This window comes from Chitinophaga sp. RAB17 (genome assembly GCF_052114225.1).
In the GTDB taxonomy this organism is placed as follows: domain Bacteria; phylum Bacteroidota; class Bacteroidia; order Chitinophagales; family Chitinophagaceae; genus Chitinophaga.
Genome location: NZ_JBFREI010000011.1, coordinates 247237 through 272614 on the forward strand (window position 1 = coordinate 247237; position 25378 = coordinate 272614).

16 protein-coding genes are annotated in these 25378 nt (G+C 44.6%); 14 read left to right on the plus strand and 2 right to left on the minus strand.

Going from position 1 to position 25378, the window contains the following annotated elements; translation table 11 throughout:
• Positions 1-50 precede the first annotated feature (50 nt).
• Entirely contained in the window at positions 51-5003 is a 4953-nt protein-coding gene (locus tag AB4Z08_RS28720) for an aminotransferase class III-fold pyridoxal phosphate-dependent enzyme (RefSeq protein WP_441577231.1), read from the minus strand.
• Positions 5000-7129: an AMP-binding protein gene (locus AB4Z08_RS28725; protein ID WP_441577232.1), complete on the minus strand. Its 2130-nt coding sequence runs from the start codon at positions 7127-7129 to the stop codon at positions 5000-5002. The genes AB4Z08_RS28720 and AB4Z08_RS28725 overlap by 4 nt, the downstream gene beginning before the upstream one ends.
• A gap of 1262 nt (positions 7130-8391) precedes the next feature.
• Here AB4Z08_RS28725 and AB4Z08_RS28730 point away from each other — a divergent pair.
• The 14 genes from AB4Z08_RS28730 to AB4Z08_RS28795 all read left to right on the plus strand — a co-directional run bounded on the left by AB4Z08_RS28730 (position 8392) and on the right by AB4Z08_RS28795 (position 25365).
• Complete coding sequence (locus AB4Z08_RS28730; protein ID WP_441577233.1) at positions 8392-9255, plus strand: hypothetical protein; 864 nt, start codon at positions 8392-8394, stop codon at positions 9253-9255.
• 196 nt (positions 9256-9451) lie between these two features.
• On the plus strand, positions 9452-10963 hold the full coding sequence (locus AB4Z08_RS28735; RefSeq protein ID WP_441577234.1) for an alpha-L-fucosidase: 1512 nt from the start codon (positions 9452-9454) through the stop codon (positions 10961-10963).
• Positions 10964-11113: 150 nt separating this feature from the next.
• On the plus strand, positions 11114-11977 hold the full coding sequence (locus AB4Z08_RS28740) for an AraC family transcriptional regulator (RefSeq protein ID WP_441577235.1): 864 nt from the start codon (positions 11114-11116) through the stop codon (positions 11975-11977).
• Between the two features lie 157 nt (positions 11978-12134).
• The gene (locus AB4Z08_RS28745) at positions 12135-12512 is read left to right on the plus strand and encodes a hypothetical protein (protein WP_441577236.1); all 378 of its coding nucleotides are present in this window, start codon (positions 12135-12137) and stop codon (positions 12510-12512) included.
• 492 nt (positions 12513-13004) lie between these two features.
• Entirely contained in the window at positions 13005-14804 is a 1800-nt protein-coding gene (locus AB4Z08_RS28750; RefSeq protein WP_441577237.1) for an AMP-dependent synthetase/ligase, read from the plus strand.
• A gap of 39 nt (positions 14805-14843) precedes the next feature.
• On the plus strand, positions 14844-15590 hold the full coding sequence (locus AB4Z08_RS28755; RefSeq protein ID WP_441577238.1) for an AAA family ATPase: 747 nt from the start codon (positions 14844-14846) through the stop codon (positions 15588-15590).
• 167 nt (positions 15591-15757) lie between these two features.
• Positions 15758-16681, plus strand: a complete 924-nt coding sequence (locus tag AB4Z08_RS28760; RefSeq protein WP_441577239.1) for an alpha/beta fold hydrolase — start codon at positions 15758-15760, stop codon at positions 16679-16681.
• Between the two features lie 629 nt (positions 16682-17310).
• A complete protein-coding gene (locus AB4Z08_RS28765) occupies positions 17311-18531 on the plus strand; it encodes an acyltransferase family protein (RefSeq protein ID WP_441577240.1) in 1221 nt (406 codons plus the stop codon).
• A 122-nt stretch (positions 18532-18653) separates the two neighbouring features.
• Positions 18654-19415 carry a polysaccharide biosynthesis/export family protein gene (locus tag AB4Z08_RS28770; protein WP_441577241.1) on the plus strand — a complete coding sequence of 254 codons (762 nt, stop codon included), beginning with the start codon at positions 18654-18656 and terminating at the stop codon, positions 19413-19415.
• Between the two features lie 10 nt (positions 19416-19425).
• Positions 19426-21789, plus strand: a complete 2364-nt coding sequence (locus AB4Z08_RS28775; protein ID WP_441577242.1) for a GumC family protein — start codon at positions 19426-19428, stop codon at positions 21787-21789.
• On the plus strand, positions 21782-23122 hold the full coding sequence (locus tag AB4Z08_RS28780; protein WP_441577243.1) for a flippase: 1341 nt from the start codon (positions 21782-21784) through the stop codon (positions 23120-23122). The genes AB4Z08_RS28775 and AB4Z08_RS28780 overlap by 8 nt, the downstream gene beginning before the upstream one ends.
• A complete protein-coding gene (locus AB4Z08_RS28785) occupies positions 23119-23811 on the plus strand; it encodes an FkbM family methyltransferase (protein ID WP_441577244.1) in 693 nt (230 codons plus the stop codon). The genes AB4Z08_RS28780 and AB4Z08_RS28785 overlap by 4 nt, the downstream gene beginning before the upstream one ends.
• A gap of 1 nt (position 23812) precedes the next feature.
• A complete protein-coding gene (locus AB4Z08_RS28790; protein ID WP_441577245.1) occupies positions 23813-24460 on the plus strand; it encodes a class I SAM-dependent methyltransferase in 648 nt (215 codons plus the stop codon).
• Entirely contained in the window at positions 24460-25365 is a 906-nt protein-coding gene (locus AB4Z08_RS28795) for a hypothetical protein (RefSeq protein ID WP_441577246.1), read from the plus strand. The genes AB4Z08_RS28790 and AB4Z08_RS28795 overlap by 1 nt, the downstream gene beginning before the upstream one ends.
• Positions 25366-25378: the final 13 nt, after the last annotated feature.

The following is a 25378-nucleotide window of genomic DNA, read 5'->3' on the forward strand; positions in this document are numbered from 1 at the left end:
ATTACCGGGTTGCGGCAACAGGCAGTGAATACCGCCTGTTGCCCCGTAAACTATAAATTGTTCCATGCAGAAGAAATGCGTTCGCTTTCTTCGCTATTCATCACCAGTTCTCCTACTGCTTTTAATGGATCTGCCACCATATCACTCAACAGGCTTACGTAGCCATCCGCCCAGCTTTCCACTGTTTCCCTGTTAAACAGGGCAGTATTAAAGTAGAAGCCTGCATGTAATTGTTCTTCCATTTCAATGATGCTGATACTGAGATCATATTTTACCTGCTCTACAGGTGGAAACGTAACGGCTACTTCCAGGTCTCTGAAACGGAAGTGGTTTTTCACGCTGTTCATATCTATTTCGGTAGCAATACGCGGTGGCGCCAGGGTAGTATCTGCCGCCAGCAGTGATGAAAAAGAGCAATCCTGGTAACGGATAATATCCGACAGCCTGGTACGTATATCCAGCAGGTAGTCTTTAAGCGGTGTTTCAGGCTGCAGGTGGCTGTAAAATGGCAGCATGCTTACACATTGCCCTACCAGGCAGTTCTCGCCCATACGAGCCTGTCCTGCGGAAGGAATGCCAATAACAAAAGCATGTTGTCCGCTCAGTTTGTAGAGCAGAATATTATAGGCAGCCAATAACAGGTTGAACAAGGTCAGTTTTTCCTGCTGTGCCAATGTGGTCAGCTGTTTCCGGAGGGATGCATCCAGGGTGATCGTAAAGCTGCTCCCCTGCTTGCCTGTATTAGCTGTCACCAGGCGGTCTGCCGGCAGCTCTATAGCCGGATAGTCCTGCTGAAATGCTGCTTTCCAGAATGCTTTACCTGCTTCATCCTGTTGTTGCACCTGTTGCCATTCGTTGAATTTTTCTATCGCCACCGCAGATGGCAGGGATACCGGTTCTTTGCCGGTGATAGCGGAATAGGCCTGCCCGATTTCACTCCAGATGACTTCGATGGACCAGCCATCTGCCACGAGGTGATGAACAGTCATCAGGAGGCTGTGGTGTGTTTCATCGTTTTCCAGTAAAAGAAAACGTATGAAGGGGCCTTGTTGCAGATCAAAAGCCTGCTGCCCGTTTTCGCGCAACAGATCTGTGGTGGTGATGCCCTGTTCCTGTAAGGCCAGTAGTTCCGCCGCCGTGATCGTTTTAACAATAGCTGCTGCTTTTGTTGCTACCAGCATACCCTTTGCACTCACCTTAACGGTTCTCAGCGCCTGGTGCCTGTTTACAACAATATCAATGGCTTCATACAAAGCGTTTTTATCAAGCGTACCTGTGAGGGTAGCCACCTGGTTTTCATTAAAGGCGCTGGATGCTTCCGGATCAGATGCGGCGAGCGCATACAGTTGCTCCTGTTCTTCTGTAAAGGGTATCTCCGATATTGCCACCGTGACTGTTGGTCCGGCAGTTACCCAGCCACCATCCAGCATCTCTGTTACTGACCTGGTAGCAGCCTGGTAGATATAATCTATCTGCTCTTCTGAATGCGCCGCAGAAATAAAACAGTTGCGTCCTTCCCATACATATACCCCGTTGGCCAGCAGATGCTGGTAAAACAGTTCCCAGTTACCTTTCAGCACAAAACGAAACAGCGAACCAAAATTTACAACGGAAATGGGTACACGCTTTTCAGTAAAGAACTGGTTCAGGCGTGCTGCCAGTTTAGCTGTGCGGGCATTCAGTGTTTCCTGTAAACCGGGGCCCTGTTGTTTCAGATATGTCAATATCTGCCACGCGGCCTGCATGGTGAGCGGGTGCTGGTTAAAGGTACCGGCTACAAAAGTGGTGGTTTTTTCGGGGTAAGACTGATCACCAAACTGCCACATACCACCATCTATCGCATCCATGAATTTTGCGCTACCTGCCACTACGCCCACCGGCATACCACCACCTACAATTTTCCCGTAGGTAACCAGGTCTGCTTTTACGCCGAACCAGGCCTGTGCGCCGCCCTGGTGAATACGGAAACCGGTGATTACTTCATCTATGATCATAGCTGCACCTGCCGAAGCGGTAATATCTCTTACCGCATGGAGGAAATCGCGCGGTTGTATATCCGGTCTGCGGCTTTGCACCGGTTCTACCAATACTGCTGCCAGTTCATGAGCGTGTTCTCTGATGAAATCAAGGGACGCCGGCGTAGCGTAATCAAGTACCACTACATTGCTCACGTAATTTTCCGCAATGCCTGGTGCCAAAGGAATGGAAGACGCAGGATCAAGCGCGTTAGCCAGTGCCAGCACGCCATCGAATGTACCGTGGTAAGCGCCTTTGAAAAGCACTACCTTATTACGACCCGTGGTGGCTCTGGCCAGCCTGAGTGCAACCATTACTGCTTCGGAACCTGAATTATAAAATGCCACCCTTTCCACACCAGTCATTTCTGAAATGAGCGATGCTACTTTTCCAGCTGTATCCACCATCGGGCCTACCGGGAATCCCTTTTCCAGTTCGGCCATCAAAGCGGCCTTTATGAACGGAGGATTATATCCCAACAGGTTCACCCCAAAGCCCATCGTAAGATCTACATACTGGTTGCCATCCAGGTCTGTAATATTGGCGCCGCTACCTTCTGCTGCAATGATCTGGTAAGTGATCTCTTTCAGCTCAGGACGGAAGCCTGCTACATTCCTGTTATTGGCCAGTACGCCGCGATATTGCTGGGTAGATGTTTTACTTCTGGCTGTACGTTGATTAATACGGGCAGCCAGCTGCTGCAGGTGTTGTTGTTGTTGGGGAGATAGGTTATGATCAGATTTTTTCTCTACTTCTCTATAAGGCACAAAGTAGTTAATCTGTGATGGCCTTGCAGCAGCAACAGTGGCTGTTGCTGCCGGCGTAACCGTCAATGCGGGTTGTACCGAGCCTGTTGCTGCGAGTTGTTCCAGCAGGTAATCTGCGAGCCTGCTCAGCGTTGTCAGCTTATCATAAAACTGCGATAATTCCACCTGCTGTTTCCACTCTTTACGTATGCCCTGAATCAATTGCATAATGATCAGGGAATCCAGTCCGAGCTGAAAAAAGTCGGCATCTTCGCCTATATCTTCCGGCTTCAGATCGGTATCCTTGGCGATCATTGTCCGCACTGCCTTATAAATATCCTCACGTGTATGCGTAGCCGTTACCACCGCTGCAACCTGCAGAGGAGCTGTTACAGGAGCTGCCTGATCGTAGGTAACCCAGCAACGTACTTCGTTCAGTGGATAAGTGGGTAATGCTATCCGTGTAATACGTTTCCCTTTATATAACAACCGCCAGTTGATAATACCCCCTTCCAGGTACAATGCAGCCAGCTCCTGCAGCTGATCATAATGCTGATCGCTGATATGGGAACGCCTTTCTGTCTGTAATAACAACGTATCTGCTTTCCGTAATGCCTCCTGCAGTTGTGCTACGTTATCTGTTACTACTGCGAGCCGCCAGGAATAATGTGCCCTGCCGGTATTGCCGGCATAACAGATCGTTTCCAGGTTGTCTTCTTTTTTATCTTCCAGCCACGCTACATAACTATTGGTCAGTACCAGCAGGTCTTCCCTGCTGGCAGCTGATAATGTAAACAGCTGTGGTGTAACTGTATGACGCTGATCTTTAGTTGCTGCCGGAATGTATTCTTCCAGCACCACATGTGCATTGGTACCACTGATACCAAAAGAGCTGACACCACAACGGCGGATATCTGCTGTTGTCAGGTTCCAGGGAATGCTTTCCGTATTGATATAAAAAGGAGAATCCCTGAGTGTAATTTCACGATTAGGTGCAGTATAATTAATGACAGGAGGTAGCTGTTTATGCTGTAATGCCAGTATACACTTGATCAAACCTGCAATACCGGCAGCTTCAAACAGGTGACCGATATTACTTTTTACGGCGCCCAAAGCACAACCCTGCACAGGTGCATTTACACCAAATGCATCACTCAGGGCCTGGAACTCTATCGGATCTCCGAGAGCGGTACCGGTACCATGTGTTTCAATATAAGTAATCGTAGCAGGGTCAATAGAAGCCGCTGCCCATGCACTTTTCAGCACTGCTTCCTGCGCGGCGAGATTAGGTGCAGTGATACCGGCAGAGGTGCCATCCTGGTTAATGGCGGAACCTTTGATCACTGCATGTATGCAGTCTCCATCAGCGATGGCTTTATCCAGTGGTTTCAACAGTACGACTGCCACCCCTTCTCCTACTCCGGCGCCATCGGCAGCAATATCAAATGCCCTTGTTCTGCCGGCAGGTGATTCAAAACCTACTTCGTATTTTCCCTTTTCGGGTACGAGGTATACCCGTCCGCCACCGGCGAGCGCCATTTCACAGTCGCCATTCATTAATCCTTTACATGCCTGGTGTATAGCCACCAGGGAAGAGGAACAGGCAGTATCAATAGTAATTGCCGGACCTTTGAGATCCAGGAAATAAGAAATGCGGCTGGAAGTAATCGCGTTGTTATTACCGGTGAGTGCTAAAGCACTTACATCCTGGTATCCGCTGGCAATCATGTCCAGGTATTGGCTGTAGGTATGATCTCCGGACACGCCCATATATACACCGGTACGATCATCTGCCTGGTCATTACCGAGGTAGCCGGCATCTTCCATTGCCTGCCAGGATGTTTGCAGCAACATGCGTTGCAACGGATGCATCAATGCCGCTTCCTTCTGTTTGAATTTAAAAAAACGGGGATCAAATTTATCGATATCTTCCAGGTAGGCCGCTTCCCTGAACAGGGGTGCTACAGCGCCTTTGCCGGCAGCACGCAGGTAATCCAGCGCGTCTGTGGCCCGTTGTTCCGGAAAGGGTCTTATATGATCACGCCCTGCAATCAGATTTTCCCAATAAGCTGCAGGCGTATCTGCCTGCGGGAAACGCAGCGCAATGCCAATCACCGCAACATCGGCATAGCCACGGCTTTTATCTTCCAGCTGGCCTAACCTTGTTTTATATTCTTCAATTTTTAGATACGCTTTCTGAAGCGGGCTAAGTTTCGCTATTCTTTCTTCCCGGGTTATCATAGTAAATTTTCATTAAGGAGTAAAGCAATTTCTTCATCAGATAAGGAGGCTACTCTTTCGAGCAAACCCACAGCAGCAGTTTCCCGGGCAATGGTAGCGGATGATATATGCACAGCCGCCGGGAATAATGTCTTTTCTATGAACAGGGCCAATCTTTCTATAACAGGATATTTATATAGCACCCCAATACCTACCGGGATGTTTAGTTTGCGTTCCAGTATTCCTTTGAGCTGCATGGCGTGCAATGATTTCAGGCCCTGGTCCGTAAGTGGCTGCAACAGATCTATTTCCGGCGCAGATACTTTTATGAGCAGTGCTACTGTTTCCCGCAGCCACTGCGCTATTGCCTGCACCCGCGCAGCATGCGGTTCATCCTGCCATTGCCGCAGGAAAACATCGCCGGACAATGCCTTCAGTTCATTCAGTGTATCGTCAAACTCTCCATTGCGGAAACGCTGTATCAATTCATAGTGCTGTATTTTTCCACTGGTAGTTTTAGGAATTTCCCTTACGGGTACTACGTGATCCGGCACAATAGAAAGTACATCACCCAGTTTCTCTGTGATGGCTTCTTCCAAAACAGCAAATGCAGGTAACTGTCCTTTGAACAATACAAATACCGCCAACTTTTCCTTTTCATTACCACCTCCGGGAATTCCCACTGCCACTACTTTTCCGGCGGAAATACCGGGTACATCAAAAAGAATACGTTCAATATCGTGGTGGTAATAATTTTGTCCGTGCAGGATGATCATGTTTTTATGCCTGCCGGTGATCACCAACACTCCGTTGGCTTGCTGGAAACCCAGGTCACCGGTTCTTACCCAGTTATCGGAGGTGAGGATCGCATTTGTAGCGGCCTCGTTGCGATAATAACCGGATGTAACATTTAATCCGCTTATCTGAATATGTCCTACAGTACCAGATCGCAGCACTTCATCCTTATCTCCGCAAACCCTTACCCTGCAATGTGTTGCGGGAAATCCCACTTCAACAAAACCTACTGTGCCGGTATGTGCATTTTCCTCCGCAATCACTTCGTCACCTATTCCTAATGCATCCCGTTGCAGGTACAGTTCCCGTACAGGTGTTCCCTGCTTACTCAGCGTTACACACACAGATGCTTCTGCCAGTCCATACCCTGGTGCAATACAAACAGGCGATAAGCCGTAGCTTTGCAGCCTGCTGGTAAACCGCCGGCATACTTCCGCAGAAATAGGCTCTGCACCATTAATAATCATTTTCACGGAAGACAGATCCCAGTTACCCACCGGTTTATTATCCAGTGCTTCCAGGAAATATTCATATCCAAAATTGGGAGAATAGAGAATGGTGGCCTTATGCTTATTTACAGATTCCATCCAAAGCAGTGGACGGCGGATGAACAAAGCAGTAGGCATCAGGTATTGGGTACAACCTGTGAGTACGCCGGTCAGATGAAAACAGATCATCCCCATATCATGCGTGAGCGGCATCCAGCTCAGCTCTTTATCTTCGGCAGTGAGCTGTTTGCGTTCCGCTAAATCAGTAGTATTATAAAAGAGATTGCGATGGGTGAGCATGACTCCTTTGGGTGACCCCGTAGATCCGGAAGAATATTGTACAAATGCCAGGTCGTCTGGCAAAGGGGTATGTAACTCAGGCGTGTCGGGCTGTTCGTCAAATGACATCCCGGCGTCTATAATGCTGTGCTGCAGCGCCAGCACATCTGTTCCTGGTAAATCAGTCTGTATATAGGTAATCAATCGCTGTACATGATCACTCCCTGCAAAAAGATAGGGACGCTTTAAATTTTCGCGGATCTTCAGCACTTTCAGTTTGTGTTCATTTTTATTACCGGTGGATACGGGAATAGGGATGATACCTCCTAATATACAGGCCCAGAAAACAGTCAGTAATATTTCGCTGTCATCTTCCTGTATGATCAGTTCATCTCCGGCATGCAGACCTTTCTCCTGCTGGAGGTAGTAAAGGCATTGTTTTGCTTTTCTGAATAACAAAGCATAGGAAACAAATACTTCCTGCTCTCCGCTTTTAATGAAAACAATTCCCTTATTTTCTTCCTGCTGCAGTCGTGACAACATATCTGTCAGCAGTACACATTCCTTATGTAAAGTATTGTTCATAGGGCTATATCGTTCTATATTTTATATAATAAAATCGGCAAAAGAAGCAATAGAATGCTGAGCCAAAACGGCGCACATTTTATTCACGGAAATAAAATGGCGCACGTTTTTGGCAAGCATCACCCTCACCACACCGGAAAGGTGCAGCAGGGTTATAGCAGACGTTTGAAGCATCAGGTATCACAGCAATGTTCCACCAGCGCTGTTAGCCGGGCCGCAAACGTTTAGCTCTGTTTAAGTGAAGAGATTTCTCTGGTGGTTGATCAATGGAATAATTACTATATGCCAGGGTGTGACATCACGGCTCAGTTACAGTACACTTATCTTCCTGACAGGCATAATTTCCTCCATGATCAATGTGACGAACTCTTTTTTCAGGATACTAACATCATACTTCTTGCTCTAATCTAATCATCAATAGGGTTTCTTTAAATTCTAGTCGTTGTTTATATACTTTAACGATACAATAAAGCTCCGACATGCAGGTGGCGCCTGCATTTTATAAATAAGCGTACAGTTATCACCATTGTGTGACATAGTAAAGCTATACGACATAGAATGTCATTTTGTAACATAATTATCGATACAGCGAAGAAGAGGCGGTTTCTTCACGGCACATAATCTTATGTCCTGGGGGATAATAATGTTTTGTATTAACAGCAACAGCTATTCAAGGGTCTCATAAGTCATTTTTCTTTTGGGTGAATTAAAGTCAGGGGAAACCTGCAGATTAATACAGTATATTCCGTGTATACTATCCTAACCTTTCTCAGTAACTCGATAAAACAGCTAAATAAAAGATGTAACGCAACATGTTTTTCAAGTAACCAAAACAATACTTAAGGAACTTACTATCATCACATGGAGCAATGTCTACATTGAGGTGTGGTGGATTAACCTTTAATTCAGTAAGTGTGAATGTTCCATAATTTCCGTGTATAAAAGAACAATCTGGGCGTAAAATACGAGAAAAAACACGATATAACCAAATTTCCATGCCCAATAAAAATTATTTCCACATTAAAAAAACATTAACACCCGATGCTGATTAGTAATACTAACTTTTTTCAGAATAATACTAAACCAAAAGATCAGGCGTATTTAACTAAATCCACTGCTAAAACAACGCAGCGCTGCAAATAGCGAACTAAATGAAAATATTTTTTTTACTTAAACGATATCCATTTACTTTGCATCCTGATTAAAGCTAACCCAAAACGGAACTATCATTATTATCCTATCTTCATAAACCCATTTTTATAATGAAAAATCCATTTCTCCTCTTTTGCCTGCTATTACTGGCATTAGCATCTGTTGCCCAGCAAACCACTAAAACAGATATGGTGATTAAAACAAGCGGCGACATTCTTAAAGTACAGGTATTTAAAGTCACTAACAGCACCATCAGTTTCAGGTATCCGGGAGAAGCTGTTGAGAATGTAATACCAACAACAGAAATCAACAAGATCGTTTTTTCGAGCGGCCGGGAACAAAGCTTTAGCAGCAGTGTACCTCCTCCCAAAAATAATAGTCAACCTCCTGTTACTAATGATGCCCCAGCTCCTCCGCTGAAAGAACCCGGTAATAACAGCACATTACCTGTTGCACCTAACAGTGTTGCCATCATACCTCCCTACTTTACACAGGAAGGTGTTTATCGTAAAGACCTCAGTGATCTTGCCCAATCTCATATCATGGACTTTATGCGTAAGAATAAGAAAAAGATCAGTGTTACACCGGTAGATATAAGGGTTATAAATACACGATTAAGAAGTGGCAACATTGATCTCACTGCGATTAACAGTTATGATATTGCTGCCCTCGCACAAAAAACAGGTACAGAATATATATTGATGTTTGATCTTTTTAAAACTTTTAAGGAAAGACAACAAAGCACTTACAGCAGTGCAGAAAGAAATAGCAACGATCATTCCGTCACCAGTACCGCTACAGATAAAGACGCTTATAACATCAGCGCAGAAGTATCGCTCTATAAAAGCGATGGCACAGTAGTATACCAACGTCGCGTGAAACCGCTGGATCTTGGTCCTGAACTTACATTGGAAGATGACCTGTGGAAAGGTTATATAAATTTTCTCATGAAGAGGACCCCGCTTTTTAAATAATTTATTCATCCTGTCTGAAGTAAGCTGTTTACTTCAGACAGGATGCTCCTACTTCTCCTCGTTGCATCGCAACAATCTTATCTCCCACCCACCGGAGGCAAGGCAAAATACCATAGTAAACAGGCAATTTTGTCAACAGGTGTTTTTTATTATAACGATACTTTTGGAGACTCCTTATTCTAAATAGTATCTGCGTATGAAAATACACTTGCTGAAGCATTCCCTGCTAACCGGTGCAGTTGCCGCCTTAACAACGCTGACTGTTTCCGCTCAACAACTGCCGGTAACAAAAGGTCCGTATCAACCTACCAATGAATCTTTAAAACAATACCAATACCCCGAATGGTTCCGCGATGCCAAGTTTGGTATATGGGCGCATTGGGGGCCACAGGCGGTGCCGCGCATGGGCGACTGGTATGCCAGGGCGATGTATGAAGAAGGCAGCGCGGACTATAAATACCACGTGGCCCATTACGGACATCCTTCCAAATTCGGTTATAAGGATATCATCCCTCTCTGGAAGGCAGAAAAATGGGATCCGGAAAAGCTGATGGCACTTTATAAAAAGGCCGGGGCCAGGTACTTTGTCAGCATGGGCAGCCACCACGATAATTTTTTCCTCTGGAACTCTAAAATTCACAAATGGAATGCGGTGAATATGGGACCTAAAAAAGATGTAGTGGGCTTGTGGCAGCAGGCAGCTAAAAAAGAAGGGCTGTATTTCGGTGTATCAGAGCATCTTGCGGCCAGCTATACCTGGTACCAGCCGAGCCACCGGGCAGATAAAGACGGGAATTTAAAAGGCGTCCCTTACGATGGAAACGATCCCGCCTATGCTGATCTTTATCATACCGCCGCTGCACCCAATGACAATGGCTGGCTCACCACCAATCCGGAATGGATGAAACTATGGTATAGTTACGTAAAAGAGCTGGTAGAAACCTATCATCCTGACCTCCTCTATTCTGACAGTCAGCTGCCCTTTGACGAAATTGGCCGCAGTATGCTGGCCAACTACTACAATGATAATACTGCCTGGCACAAAGGGAAACCTACCGCCGTGTATAATTGTAAGCAACCCTCCGAGGGAATGTGGGCCCAGGACCTGGAAAGAGGCGTACAGGATACCATCAGTCCATTCCCCTGGCAAACGGATACTTCCATCGGCGACTGGTATTATCGCACCGGGCAGCATTACAAATCCGCCACTGACGTGCTGCGTATGCTCGTAGACATTGTCAGCAAAAACGGAAACCTCCTCATCAACATCGTGCAAACACCGGAAGGCGACCTGGAACCCGATATGCTGAAAACACTGGATGAAATAGGCAACTGGATAGCGGCCAATGGCGAAGGCATCTACGGCAGCCGGCCCTGGAAAATATACGGAGAAAAACCGGCCAATGCCACCACTGTTAAAGCAGGTAATTTTAACGAAGAAAAAGTAAAATACACAGCGGAAGATATCCGCTTTACCAGCAAAGGCAACTACCTGTATGCCTACTTCCTGGACACGCCTGATGGTGATATCCGCATCAAATCATTAGGTAAAAAAGGCAGCCTGAATAATAAAACAATTGCTTCGGTAAAAATGCTGGGCAGCAATGAAAAAGTGCAGTGGAAAGAGGAAAATGATGCCCTGGTGATCAGCAAACCCGCTCACCTGCCGTCATGGAAAGTAATTGGTTTCAAATTCGGTTTTAAATAAGAATGCCAGCTGTTATCGCTGTTGCAAACGATTTCCTTAGAGGTGGCCGGGAGGAACTTCTTTCCTGATTCATACAAAAATGAGAAAAAATACTTACATTTAAGAGTAAGTATAAACCATTTTTATTTCCATTCCGGCCACAGCACGATTATGAAAGCAGTACTGAAAAAAGTTACTCCGCCACCAGAGAGTTCCTTTACTGTAAGAAAAGATGTAGGGGAAAACATGCGTAACATCTGGCATTTTCACCCTGAACTGGAATTGCTGTTTATAAAGAAAAGCTCAGGTACCTGGCTGATAGGCGACTATATCGGCCCTTTCCAAAGCGGCGATGTTGTTTTAATTGGTGCTAACCTGCCCCACTCCTTTCGTCATGAAGATACTTTTATCCGTGAACAGAAAGGACAATCCGGTGAGGCGGTAGTAGCCCTGTTCAAACAGGATATACCCAGCGGCACCTTGTCTGCCTGGCCTGAAATGCGTAAACTCACCCAACTGCTGTCACTCTCCCGTCAGGGTATTAAGCTGGAAGGCGACACCTGCCGCAACGTTGCCAGTATGATGGAAGACCTGCTGGTACAGTCGCCCGGCAGCAGATTACTCACCTTGCTGCAGATACTGTACCTGATAGCGGAAAGTGGTGACTATACGTTGCTATCAACAGAAAGTTTCAATTTTGATCCTTCTCAGCATGATAACCAACGGTTGAAAACCGTGATTGAATACACGCGCAACAACTTCAGGAGTAAACTAACCCTGGAAGATGCAGCCGCATTGGTGCATATGACCGGCACTTCATTTTGCCGGTACTTCAAGGTTAAAACAGGAAAAACATATGTCCGGTTTCTCACGGAATTAAGAATTGGATATGCGTGCCAGCAACTCATTGACTCAGATAAAAACATCACGGAGATCTGCTATGATTGCGGCTATAACACGTTGTCTCATTTCATCAACATGTTCAAATTAATCACAGGAAAAAGGCCACTGGAGTATAAAAGTCATTTTAAATAAGGCCCGCGCTATCGCTGCCAGGATGCCGGCAAATACCATCTTTCCCAGTGCAAAATTAAATTGCTCATCTTTCTGAGTTTTCCTAAATTGATATAGTTACCCGGTAGCTCAAATAACCGATTTTAACCCGTAATTCCTCACATTTAAAAAAGTAGGTATGAAAACTCTGATGCGCGCCATAGGCGCCTTATTCCTGTTTTGTGCTATTTTTATTGTCAGCAAAAAATCTGGTATCCTGCCGTGCGTACACCCGGTTGCCAATACACTGGAAGCAGCCACTCCCGGCAAGTATGCCCTCGCCTATAATGACGAGGTAACGCTGAAATATATGTACGGTTCTACCGTGATGTTTGATTGTACCGGGCGTAATAAAAAACTGATCAATGGTGTCTGCGAAACCGGCATAAGGGTAAACGAAAGCTCCACTCCCGGCAGCGGTGGACGCTGGTACTGCAAATTCCACTATGAATTCAGCGATGGATCTACCAATGGCCCGTACAGTGAAACCAATACGGCGCCGTGTTTCATTGATTAATAATACGATCGCTCCGCATCATTTAATTATAGCCGGCCTTTTAAAAAGGGCCGGCTATTGTCTTTAAAAGGCGAAGTATTTTGTTGTTCTCCACTCCTGACAGCAAGCGGTATAGTGCATTAAAATTATCTGCAATAAGTGTAGTCATTATGTTGGCTCCGTTGATCCTATGCCTGGAACAAACTATGTATATATAGTAGCACAGCGGTAAAGATGGGGCTGAGGTGGAGGTGAGGTGGACTTGATGCGGGGATGACTTTCAGATGTATCCCCCAATCGGCAGATGACAGGAAAGTCATAATTGGCCATAGCAGCGATTCTTCAACACCCGGGCGCAGCTGAGGGAAAAGATATATTATTCAAAGGAAACAGGTATAAAATGTTGGCTGCTCAAAATATCTCCATGAGGGAGATCGCTTTAATAAATTATATTGTTTATTTAGTATATTTAGAACAACAGGAACAAGAACGAACTTTCATTAAAATCGCGTTATGAACAATATCCCGAAGAAGCAAAGACTTTTTGATGCAATCAGCTGGCAGTTATCACAATTCCCTAAACCGGATATGCTGGCGGCGAAAGTAAATGGAAATTGGAAAACCTATGATACGGCCAGTGTCAGCGACATAGTAAACCGTTTCAGCGCAGGACTATTGCAGCTGGGTGTGGGAGGAAATGATTTTACCCCCGAGGGCGCCGATAAAATCGCGATTATCAGTAACAACCGCCCGGAATGGATCTTCACAGACATTGCCGTTCAACAAACCGGTGCGGTACTGGTCCCGATATATCCTACTACCAATCCGGCCGAATTGCAGTTCATCCTGCAGGATGCCGCCGTAAAATATATGTTTGTTAGCAGTAGAGAGTTGCTGGATAAAGTGAATAGTATACGGGATGGGGTGCCTACTTTACAGCGTGTTTATACCTTTGATGAAATACCTGGTACTACACACTGGTCCGATATTACGGCTCAATCCACGCCCGAACTGCTGGCCCGTGTGGAAGAGATAAAAGACAGCATTGATCCGGATCACCTGGCGACCATTATTTATACATCCGGTACTACGGGAACGCCTAAAGGAGTAATGCTGACGCATCATAACATTGTCTGGAACCTGATGATGTCAAAGGCATCTTTTCCATTTGAAGATGCCCCTCAGCCGTTTAAGGTATTAAGCTTTCTGCCGTTGAATCACATCTTTGAAAAATTGGTTACCTATATATACCTGTTCAGCGGCATCAGCATTTATTATGCGGAGAGTATGGATACCCTGAGCGCCAACCTGAAGGAAATCAGCCCGGATGGCTTTACCACGGTACCCAGGCTGCTGGAAAAAGTATTCGAAAAAATCATGGCCACCGGCAACGGCTTAACCGGCATTAAACGCCGCCTGTTTTTCTGGGCGGTAGCTTTGGCGTCCAAATACGATAACAACATAAGTGGAGGCGCCTGGTACAACCTGCAGCTGGCCATTGCCAACAAGCTGGTATTTAGTAAATGGCGACAGGCATTGGGCAATAATATCCGTTTTATCGTGACGGGTGGTGCTGCCTGCCAGGAAAAGTTACTGCGCATTTTTAATGCCGCCGGCATCCCGGTATACGAAGGATACGGACCTACCGAAAACAGCCCGGTTATTTCTGTGAACAGGAAATCACCCGGCGGGGTGAAGTTTGGCACCGTAGGCCCCCCTATCAATGAACTGGAAGTAAAGCTGGAAGAAGATGGGGAGATTTGTGTAAAGGGGCCCAGCGTGATGAAAGGCTATTACAAACGTCCCGACCTCACCGCAGAAACAGTGATAGATGGCTGGTTGCACACGGGTGATGTAGGCGTTTGGGTAGATGATAAATTCCTGAAAATAACGGATCGGAAAAAAGAACTGTTTAAAACCAGCGGTGGAAAATATGTGGCCCCGCAGCCGATTGAAAATAAGTTCAAGGAAAGTCCCTTTATTGAACAGATCATGGTAGTAGGCGCCGGACAAAAATTTACGGGTGCATTGATAGTGCCTGCCTATACCTACCTGAAGTACTGGATGAATCAGCAGAATATTCCCTATACTACCAACGAAGCAGCCATTAAAACCCCGCGGGTACTGGAAATGTACCAGGAAGTGGTAGATAAATACAACCAATTCTTTAATCATGTGGAACAGATCAAAAAATTTGAACTGCTCACAGAAGAATGGAGCATTGCCGGTGGAGAAATGACACCGAAACTCAGCCTGAAACGCAAGGCAGTCATGGAAAAATTCAAGGATGTGGTAGCGCAGATTTATAGCTAACAATCTTTCCCTTACTTTTGCGCAAAACAAGGATCGGTGATGGTAAAAAAAAGAGGACTGTTAACATTGAGTTTCAACAGGGATAAAATTGCATCTTCCAGGGAATATCCTTTTAATATTCCTGCGCTGAGAAACTTTTCCTCCCTTGAATTTCATCCTAAAGTCACTTACCTCTCCGGTGAAAATGGAATGGGTAAATCTACCCTGATTGAAGCCATTGCTGTCAACTGCGGTTTTAATCCGGAAGGTGGTTCCAAAAATTTCAATTTTGCTACCCGTGCTTCCCATTCTGTATTGCACGAGTATATCAGGATAGCCCGGGCACCGATACGCCCAAAAGATGGCTTCTTTTTGAGAAGTGAAAGCTTTTTCAATGTAGGAACCAATATTGAACATTTAGACGAAGGTCCAACAGGCCGGGTGATCCAGGATTATGGAGGCGTTTCTTTACATGAACAATCTCATGGAGAAGCGTTCTGGGCGCTGTTCATACATCGCTTCTCCGGAAATGCCCTATATATCCTGGATGAACCCGAGGCGGCCCTGTCCCCCATGCGGCAAATGGCGATGCTGACGAGAATGCATGAACTGATCCAACAGGATGCCCAATTCATCATTGCTACCCACTCCCCCATTGTAATGGCTTATCCTGATGCTACTATTTATGAGCTCAGCGAAAAGGGGATACGTAAAACAAGTTATACGGAAACGGAGAATTATAAAACATCCCGGCAGTTTATTAATAATCATGAAAACATGGTGAAGGTTTTATTGGGAGAAAGCTGAGGGCGAATAAACTTCGTTACATTTCCTTTTTCAGCGGCCGTTCATTAAAAGCAACTGCTGCATGATCTATTCCTCTTCATATTGTCAAGCATAAAAAAATACCAGGGGTTTCCGGCTGATATCTCCTGCAGATAAAATAATTTGCGGCCGCTGCGTTAAACAACAACATGAAACACTTTTTTTTATTAACAGCCTTATTTCTGCTGCTTTTGCCGGCATACGGCCAATCTCTTTACATTAAAACGTTTGGGCATAAAAACGGCATCCCTGTCATATTTATTCATGGTGGCCCCAGGGGCAACTCACTGCTTTTTGAAGCAACTACTGCGCAACAACTGGCTAATAGAGGCTTTTATGTCATTGTATATGACCGCAGAGGCGAAGGCCGGTCCAGCTATGAAAATGCAAAAGTGACCTACCAGGAAGCATTTGACGACCTGAATGGTATCTATCAACGATTCCGGCTCAAACGTGCGGACCTCATCGGCTTCAGCTTTGGCGGGTTGGTGGCTACGCTGTTTGCCCAAAAACATCCGGAGAAAATAGATGCCCTTATTCTGACGAGTGGCCTCTTCTCTCAGCAGGAAACTTATGATCACATATTGGATTCCGTAAAAACTATTTATACACGAAAACATGACACGTTAAAATTACAACAGGTATTATCGGTCTCAAATCTTTCTAAAAATTCAGCAGCGTATCGCAAAGAATGTTATTCATTGGCTGCTGAAAATGGATTCTTCAAAGTCGCCAATGGCACAGAGGAGGCAAAAAAGATTTATGCTACCTATGATGCAGGCGGCTTAAAAGATATCAGAAATGATCAGGCACCCGAACTTTTCTATAAAAACGAAAAGCGTACAAATATTGATGTAAAGCCGATACTGTCTGATTTAAAGCACCACAATATGCGCATATATGCATTGTATGGCATGCAGGATGGCATCTTTTCTATGGCACAAATAGCCAGTCTCCGGAATATAGTGGGTGACTCCCATTTTGAATACCTGGATAGTGCGTCGCATTATCTTTTTGCGGACAGGCAAACGGCTTTTCTGAATAGTCTGCAGCAGTGGTTAAAAAAGCAATAAGCGAGGGACAGTGGAATAAATAAAATGATAGCCATCATTTTCCAGGCGATAATCGCATAGTAAAAAGCCCGTTCCATAGCAGAGCAGAAGATATTTTAATGATAAAAGCTGGTTCCTGTTAATCATGTATCTATCAGTATCGCCGGGGACATTTGACAGATGCTATTAATACACTTTCAGGAGAAGAAAACCCTACTGCCTTCCCGAATTTTTTTACGACTTCCATTTAAGATATGACGCTGCTACATATTCCTCTTGTGCTCCGGCATCACCTGCCTTTAGCCGGCTATTCAGGGCGCTCCTAAAGTTTATAAATACTAAACCAATAAGTTATTTTCTTTCAGAAAGGTGATAAGCAACGGCGGACAAACGTTTAGGCATCGGAGTTAACCATCGTCCTTTGAGATAGCCGAAGGAAGCGCTGCCTAACGCTGTTCATTTTGTTCATTCTGTACCCAGGCATCCATTTTATCCTTTCCATCCCGCTATCAGAGTACATTTCATTATTATATCTAAATTAACATTATCAAGTTGAGTTTTTATCGTGTCTATTAACACTACTTCGATCAAAATCTGAGATAAAAAGTGAATTAGGATCATCATCAATCAACTAGCTATCGAAAATCCAAATGGCATCCTACCCAAAACCACCCCAGCACTTCTACACACTTGATGCATTCAGAGGCATTGCCGCCATGATCGTTGTGATGTATCACTGGCAGTTTTTCTATTATGCAGACTATACCTACGTAGCCGGAGGATATGATAAAACAGCACTTCCACTATACCGGTATTTCTCCCTATTCTATAATGATGCCCCGGTAGCGGTTGACCTGTTCTTTCTGCTATCAGGTTTTATATTCTTCTGGTTGTACGCAGACAAAGTCGCCGATCATAAACTGACTTTCAGGAAGTTTATGGGATACCGGCTTAGCCGGCTCTACCCCATTCACTTCGTTACCTTAATACTGGTGGCCATACTGCAGTGGCTGATGTTAAAAACAATGGGCCACTATTTCATTGGTCAATTTAATGACTCCTATCATTTTGTATTGAATCTCTTTTTTATACAAAACTGGGGATTGGAGAAAGGGCCATCATTTAATGGCCCAGCCTGGTCTGCCTCTGTGGAAGTGTTCCTGTATTTAGTATTTTTCCTGGTCTGCTACCTGAGACTGCAAAACAAAAAGCTCTTGTTGCTGCTCCTCGTCCCTATTGGCGCATTCGTGCAATATTATTTCAGCCTGATTGGAAAGGGAATGTATTCCTTCTTTTTAGGTGCACTTGTTTACTATTGGTACGTTTGGCTGGTAAAAGAAAACAGGGGCCATAAAACCTTACCCCTGCTCGTCACCATCACCGTACTGATATGGGTCACGATACTTGCCGAGTATCACCTGTCTTTCATGCAGAACCTTTGGTTAAAGTACTACCCGCAGGTAATGCCCGGAAAAACCCCTGAGTCCGCACTGGTAGCATTTGGACTACTCAGAAACTTCTTCTTCCGTACCGCTGTTGCACCATGTACCATTTTAGCCTTCACATTATGGGAAACGGCCAAAGGTACGATTAACAGCAAATGGGGAATCATGGGCAACTGTAGTTATGCCATGTATCTCCTTCATTTTCCCTTAATGATAACTTTCGCGCTGGCCATTGACCTGTTCGGTATCAACCGCATGGCATTGCATTCACCATATGCTTTATTATTATTTTTCATGGTGCTGATACCGCTCAGCTTTGTCGCTTACTACTATTTTGAATTACCTGCCCAGGAAAAAATCAGGGCAACATTTTTCAAAACGAATAAACCAAATATTAGTATTACCGAAGTCGAAATAACAACGTAGAAGGATCCTGTTTAAACTGGCTTTACAGCTGTCTACGCTGAGCCTCCCGATGTGTGTAGTGATGAATATTTTCATGGTTCACTTTTCACGCAATACCTGCATTTATATATTAATTACTAAATATGGGATTAAAATTCAGATTACCACTGATCATGTTATTGGTTTTCATTTACGGGTGCTCCAGCAGCCGCAAACTGACCTACTTCAATGACCTGGCCGCCACTTCGGGAGCCGACTCCCTTAACCGGCTGCAACAACTAAAAATACAGCCGGGCGATATTCTGCAGATCACCATTACCACGCTCGACAAAGAAATATCGCAGATCTTCAATCCCAATGCGGCTGCGGCCGGTCCCACTGCCAACAATGGCATGGAACAGGGTTACCTGGTAGACAGCATCGGAAATATAGCCTTACCCGTTATTGGCAAAATAAATGTAAAAGACAAAACAACTGCTGAAATTAATGACCTGGTATCGCATGAGCTGGAGAAAACAGTCCGTAGCGCTTATGTATCCACCCGCCTGGTTAATTTCAGGATATCCGTATTGGGAGATGTTGCCCATCCGGGCTCTTTTCGTATAGGCGCAGAAAGAGCGTCTCTCCTGGATGCATTGAGTATGGCAGGTGATCTCAATGTAACTGCTAAAAGAGACGATATCATGATTATTCGGGAAGTAAATGGTATAAAAACGTATGCCACCATCAACCTGAACGACAGCAAAACACTCTCCTCTCCTTATTATTATCTCAGCAACAATGATGTTATTTATGTGAAGCCTGGCCCTGACCGTACGTTTGCCACGTCCAAAACGATACAGCTATTACCAGCTATTATAGGTGTAATATCACTTCTTACCACGATTGTCATTCTAAGTAAATGATCAGCAATATATGAATCAGCATAAAGCCACCAACAACAGGAACCCTGTTATAGATCTGAATGATCTCTTCCAGAAAATAACTTTTCACTGGCCGTTATACCTCCTGGTAATAATAGCTGCAGTGACTGCGGCCATGCTTTACCTGAAGTACAAGAAACCGATATACATGTCTACCGCTAAACTGTACCTCAAAGACGAGAAAAAAGGTGGCGGAGAAGAAATGGATGCGCTGAAATCGCTGACAATGTTCAACAGCAGCAAAAATATTGAGAATGAAATGGAGGTCCTCAAATCTCCCATACTCCTCGAAAAAGTAATCGCCAATAATGGCTTTAACCTGCGCTATTATGTAAAGGGCACCGTCAGTAATGAAGAGGTTTATAATCATCCACCACTCACCATCCGCGTGTTGAGCGACCCTTCAAAAGTAGGCAATTACATTTTTGATGTAACAACAGCGAATGGCGAACTAAGGATAAAACGAATCAGTGATACAATTGACTCCAGCACACAATTAACCGTCCGTTCAGGAGAACCATTTGCAATAGCAAAAGATAAATTCGTCATCACCTATCCTGCACCCGGTTCAGAAGGAGGAAGCCGGAACTTCCGTATACGCGTGGATTCCGTAATGGAATTTGCCTATGACAAGATAGATGAGATAGGCACTGCACTGGTCAACAGGGATGCTACCGTCATACTGGTAAGTTTCAAGGACCCTATTCCCGAAAGAACCGCCGACTTCCTGAATGCTTTACTCGATGCCTATAATGGATATACCCTCGATGATAAAAACAAAGTCACATTCAAGACAGTAGATTTCCTGACCGTCAGGATTGATTCATTGAAAGAAGAACTCGGCCTGCTGGAACAACAGGAAGAAAGTTTCAAAATACAAAGAGGCATTACAGATATTGATGCCAGCTCAAAACTGGCACTGGAACAGGTAAAAGACGCAGACATCCGCCTGAGCGAAGCCAATATGCAGCTGTCTGTATTTAACCAGGTAGAAAACTACATCAGTAATCCTTCCAGCGACTATCCTTTTGCCCCCATGTTAGGCAACGTTGATCAAACGCTCACGGCCATGATCAACAGGTATGAAGAAGCACTGAGAGAAAAGAAACGATTGTCGCTCTCCCTGAAGCCTACCAGCGATATCTTAAAAAATGTGGAATCACAGATCACCGACACCAGGCAAACCATTAAAGACTATATCGCAGGCTATAAACGGAATGCGGGCGTTGTACAAAAGAAAACACAGGATAAGGTAAACCAGATTCAACAGAAAATAGCGAATATACCTACCTACGCAAAGGAATATATCAATATTAAAAGACAACAGGGGGTAAAGGAAAATCTATATCTCTACCTGCTAAAGAAAAAGGAAGAAGCGGCGGTAGCGTATGCCAGCAATGTAGTAGACAACAAAGTCATTGCTCCCGCCTTTATACCTGACAAACCCATCTCCCCGCGAAAAACCATTGTATTCGTTGGCTTCGTGGCGGTAGGACTGATTCTTACCAGCGCCTACATTTATCTTAAGTATTTCTTAAATCCAAGAGTACTTAGTAAAAAGGAAATTGAACAGGTATTTGATCTGCCGGTGATCGCTGAAATCTATCAACAGGAAGAAGGTGCCAGGGATATGTCTCTCCAGAATAAATCCGTACTGGTAGAACAGATCTTTAACATGCGTACCAACCTGAAATTCCTGCTCACCGGACAAACGGGTACCCCCACCATATTACTTACGTCCAGCATATCAGGTGAAGGAAAGACCTTCCTCTCTGCACACCTGGGTAATGCCCTAACGGTTAGCAATAAACGAGTAGTGCTCCTTGAACTGGATCTCAGGAAACCAAAGCTCTCCCAGTTCCTGGGAATGGATAACAGCGTTGGCGTCACCAACTATATTATTGGTAACAAAACGATAGACGAGATCATCAAAAAAGTACCGCATACAGATGGTCTTTACCTTGTTTCTTCCGGGCCTATTCCTCCCAATCCGATTGAGTTAATAGAAGGACAGCGCATGGCTGACCTGCTGGATCGTCTGAAAGAGGAGTTTGATTTCGTGATCATTGATATGTCGCCGATCGGCATTGTATCTGACGCAAAGAGTATTGCGCAACAAATAGATTGCGCCCTGTTTGTGGTACGGTATAATTTCACGCATAAGTCCAAATTAATACCTGTATCCGAAAATATCAGGAAAGGATTCTTCAAAAAAACAGGAATCATTTTCAACGGTATAGAGCAGGATACTTTCTATCCATATTACTATTATGATCATTATTCCTACACAGAAAATAAGCGGAATAATAATACCTGGGCATCATTGGTTAAAAAAATAAAACAAAGAATTGCATAAACTTTTTGAAAATAGCGGTTGGTTATTGATAGATAAGCTGAGTAAACTTTTCCCCGGCATTATCATCCTGGCGCTCATTGCCCGTTACCTGGGACCCGAAGAATTCGGCATATGGAATTATGCCCTGGCGCTCACCACTATCATCGGTAGTATCGCGATACTGGGCATGGATAAAATTGCTGTAAAAGAATTAATTCATCATGAGCAGCAACAAGGGGCAATTGTTGCGACTATTATCTTTATGAGATTGCTCGCCAGCATCACCTGCTTGCTGGCAAGTGTCAGTATTGTGCTGATCACCCGGAAACATCAGCAACTCTATCTCTATTGTACCATTTTCTCCTCCTTGCTCATTGTACTACAATCCTTTGATGTATTGGATTATTTCTACCAGGTAAAAAGCAATCTAAAAAGAGTGATCATCCCTAAGGTATCTGTTTTCATTACTTTTTGCGGGATTAAGCTACTCATTATATTCTTTCACGGTACGCTGCTTACTTTCCTGTGGGCATCGGTCATCGAATTGGTGATTACCTATCTGATCATATTGTTGATATACAGGCATCATTATACTACCGGATTTACCCTGCACGTGGATATACCACTGGCGAAAATGCTGCTGGCACAAAGCTGGCCGCTGATACTATCCAACCTGCTGGTAGTCCTGTTCCTGAAAGTAGACCTTGTATTACTCGATATCCTTTCCAGTCCGGCTGAATTGGGTAGGTATGTTGCAGCGGCCAGGATATCCGAACTCTGGTATGCCGTTCCCACTGTTGTGGCGGTAGCGGTGTTACCGGGTCTGATAGAAAAGAAAAAAAACAGCGAAGAAAGGTATCTGCTTACATTGGAAAAATGGCTGCGCTTATCATTCTGGTTAAGTCTTGCTATCTCCCTGTTCATTACCCTCACGGCACAATTCATTATTCCGTTTTTATACGGTAAGGGATATGCGGCAGCTTCACAGATACTGATGATCCATATATGGGCCAGCATCCCGGTATTTACCTGTATTGTTTTAGTACAATACCTCTTCGTGGAGGGGAAGTATAAAATTTATCTCTATGGTAATATCTCCGGGTTACTTGTCAATGCCGGTATTAACTTCCTGCTGATTCCTGCCTATGGCGGAGTGGGCGCGGCTATTGCATCAGTAGTTGCATATAGCGCCGTTTATGGAACAACGATGTTGCTCGACAAAAGCGGGCAGGGATATCTGCTGACAAAAAAAATATTTCATCCATTGCGGATGATTTCAGATATGAAACAGGTACACTCGAGCTTTAAAGTATTTACTGGCAAGCTATTAACCGTAAATCAAAAAACATTATGAGTGGTTTGAAGAACATGGCAGCAAAAATAATCTCTTCCTTATTTCCCCAGTTCAGGTACAGTGTGCGGGCATACAGTTCTGAGGGAGAAGATCTTATTCTGCAAAGAATCTTTGGCCAGAAAAAGAAAGGCATTTATGTAGATGTGGGAGCACATCATCCCTTCCGGGTATCCAACACCTACCTGTTTCATAAAAAAAAGTGGACCGGTATAAATATAGATCCCCTTCCCGGTTCGAAAGCTTTATTCAACAGGCACAGACCTAAAGATACCAACCTGGAAATGGGGGTATCTGCAGTAAAGCAGCAACTCACGTACTTCATATTCAACGAACCTGCTTTAAGTACTTTTTCTCAGGAAAAAGTAAAAGAGTATACACAGGCCCCTCAATACCGGGTCATCAAAGAGCAAAAAATAGATACCTGGCCACTGGCAGATATATTGGATAGATACCTGGCCAAGGATGTTGCCATTGACTTTCTCACTATTGATGCAGAAGGCCTTGATATGGAAGTATTACGCTCCAACAACTGGAATAAATACAGACCGGCTTATGTATTGGTGGAATCACAACCATTTGAGTTATTTCAAATAGACAAGAGTGAGCTCTGTCAGTATATGAAGCAGGAAGGATACAGCATATTCGCGAAAACCTATTACACTTATTTCTTTAAAAATATGAAACCATAAAATGTCTGGTAACAAGTTATATGTACAATATGGTTGTGGGCCTTTTTCGGCGCCGGCTGGCTGGAAAAATTTCGATTCATCGCCTACACTCAGCATTCAGCGAATCCCTCTGATAGGGAACCTGCTGAAACCAGTGATGCATGTTTCTTTTCATCCTGACGTGCTATTGGGTGATATATTAAAAGGGTTACCCGGTATTGCCGACAACTCCTGTGATGGCATCTACTGCTCCCATGTACTGGAGCATTTGTCCCGCAGCGATTGCAAGCTGGCCCTCCGGAATACCTTCCGGTTACTTAAGCCAGGTGGCTACTTCAGGTGCGTGCTTCCTGATTTAGCCGGGGCCGCAAGGAGATATATTGATCTTCTGGATAATAATGATCCTGAGGCAAATACCGCATTCATGCAGGAAACGTTGCTGGGCAAGGAAGAGCGGATACGCGGGTTTCGGCCAATCGTACAATTTATGTTGGGTAACCGGGAACATCTGTATATGTGGGACCATGTATCGCTCACACATCAGTTAGCGGAAGCCGGGTTCAAAAACATACGAAACTGCGGGTTTAACGACAGCAGTGATCATATGTTTAAACGGGTAGAAGAAGAAATCAGATTTAATAACGCAGTTGCACTGGAGGCAACCAAATAATGTTACAGACGCCTGTCTTATTGCTGATATTTAACCGGCCCGAGCAATCACTGCTGGTATTCGGTCAAATCAGGCTGCAACGGCCGGAACAGCTGTTTATAGCTGCAGATGGCCCTCGTGGGGACAAACCCGGAGAGGCAGCGTTATGTGAAGCAACAAGAAATGGCATCTTAGATAAAATAGACTGGCCCTGTAAAGTACAAACATTATTCCGCGACCATAACCTGGGATGTGGTAAGGCAGTAAGTACTGCCATCGACTGGTTTTTTCAGCAGGTAGAGGAAGGCATCATACTGGAAGATGATTGTATACCGGATCCCAGCTTCTTCCCCTTTTGCGCCACACTACTGGCACAATACAGGTCTGATGAAAACATCCTGCACATCAACGGGAGTAACTTCCAGGCAGGCAAACACTGGGGAGATGCTGCCTATTACTTCTCCCGTTACGCACAGGTATGGGGATGGGCCAGCTGGCGGCGGGCCTGGCAAAAATATGATTTTTCACTCCGTTCCTTCCAGCACCTTTCCCGGAGCGGCCTTAGTAAATTCCTGCAGTCCGAATTGCAATCCATATACGATGCTAAAACCGATACATGGGACATACAATGGTTTATGAGCGTTTGGTTTAATAAAGGATGGGTGATTACCCCGAATATTAGTCTTGTTAAAAATATAGGTTATGGAAAAGCCTCCACCCATACCCGTTTTACTCCCGGATGGTTCAAAAAGATAAAATACGGATCCATAACAGACATCATTCATCCCGGGAAAAATAGTATACAGGAGGAAGCAGACAGGTATACTGTTGCTACAGTATACAGTCCGGGCAGTTTATCTATCAGGCTCAAAAAAATAGTAAAGAAGAATCCGTTGTTATACGGCTTGTATAAACGTATCACCTAATTAGTAAAAAATA

Bases quoted from the DNA above. Each gene is read 5' to 3' on its own strand.
- AB4Z08_RS28760 (WP_441577239.1), top strand. From the start codon at position 15,758: ATGAAACACTTTTTTTTATTAACAGCCTTATTTCTGCTGCTTTTGCCG.
- AB4Z08_RS28755 (WP_441577238.1), top strand. From the start codon at position 14,844: ATGGTAAAAAAAAGAGGACTGTTAACATTGAGTTTCAACAGGGATAAA.
- AB4Z08_RS28785 (WP_441577244.1), top strand. From the start codon at position 23,119: ATGAGTGGTTTGAAGAACATGGCAGCAAAAATAATCTCTTCCTTATTT.
- AB4Z08_RS28730 (WP_441577233.1), top strand. From the start codon at position 8,392: ATGAAAAATCCATTTCTCCTCTTTTGCCTGCTATTACTGGCATTAGCA.
- AB4Z08_RS28775 (WP_441577242.1), top strand. From the start codon at position 19,426: ATGAATCAGCATAAAGCCACCAACAACAGGAACCCTGTTATAGATCTG.
- AB4Z08_RS28790 (WP_441577245.1), top strand. From the start codon at position 23,813: ATGTCTGGTAACAAGTTATATGTACAATATGGTTGTGGGCCTTTTTCG.
- AB4Z08_RS28765 (WP_441577240.1), top strand. From the start codon at position 17,311: ATGGCATCCTACCCAAAACCACCCCAGCACTTCTACACACTTGATGCA.
- AB4Z08_RS28720 (WP_441577231.1), bottom strand. From the start codon at position 5,003: ATGATAACCCGGGAAGAAAGAATAGCGAAACTTAGCCCGCTTCAGAAA.
- AB4Z08_RS28750 (WP_441577237.1), top strand. From the start codon at position 13,005: ATGAACAATATCCCGAAGAAGCAAAGACTTTTTGATGCAATCAGCTGG.
- AB4Z08_RS28745 (WP_441577236.1), top strand. From the start codon at position 12,135: ATGAAAACTCTGATGCGCGCCATAGGCGCCTTATTCCTGTTTTGTGCT.
- AB4Z08_RS28795 (WP_441577246.1), top strand. From the start codon at position 24,460: ATGTTACAGACGCCTGTCTTATTGCTGATATTTAACCGGCCCGAGCAA.
- AB4Z08_RS28725 (WP_441577232.1), bottom strand. From the start codon at position 7,129: ATGAACAATACTTTACATAAGGAATGTGTACTGCTGACAGATATGTTG.
- AB4Z08_RS28735 (WP_441577234.1), top strand. From the start codon at position 9,452: ATGAAAATACACTTGCTGAAGCATTCCCTGCTAACCGGTGCAGTTGCC.
- AB4Z08_RS28740 (WP_441577235.1), top strand. From the start codon at position 11,114: ATGAAAGCAGTACTGAAAAAAGTTACTCCGCCACCAGAGAGTTCCTTT.
- AB4Z08_RS28770 (WP_441577241.1), top strand. From the start codon at position 18,654: ATGGGATTAAAATTCAGATTACCACTGATCATGTTATTGGTTTTCATT.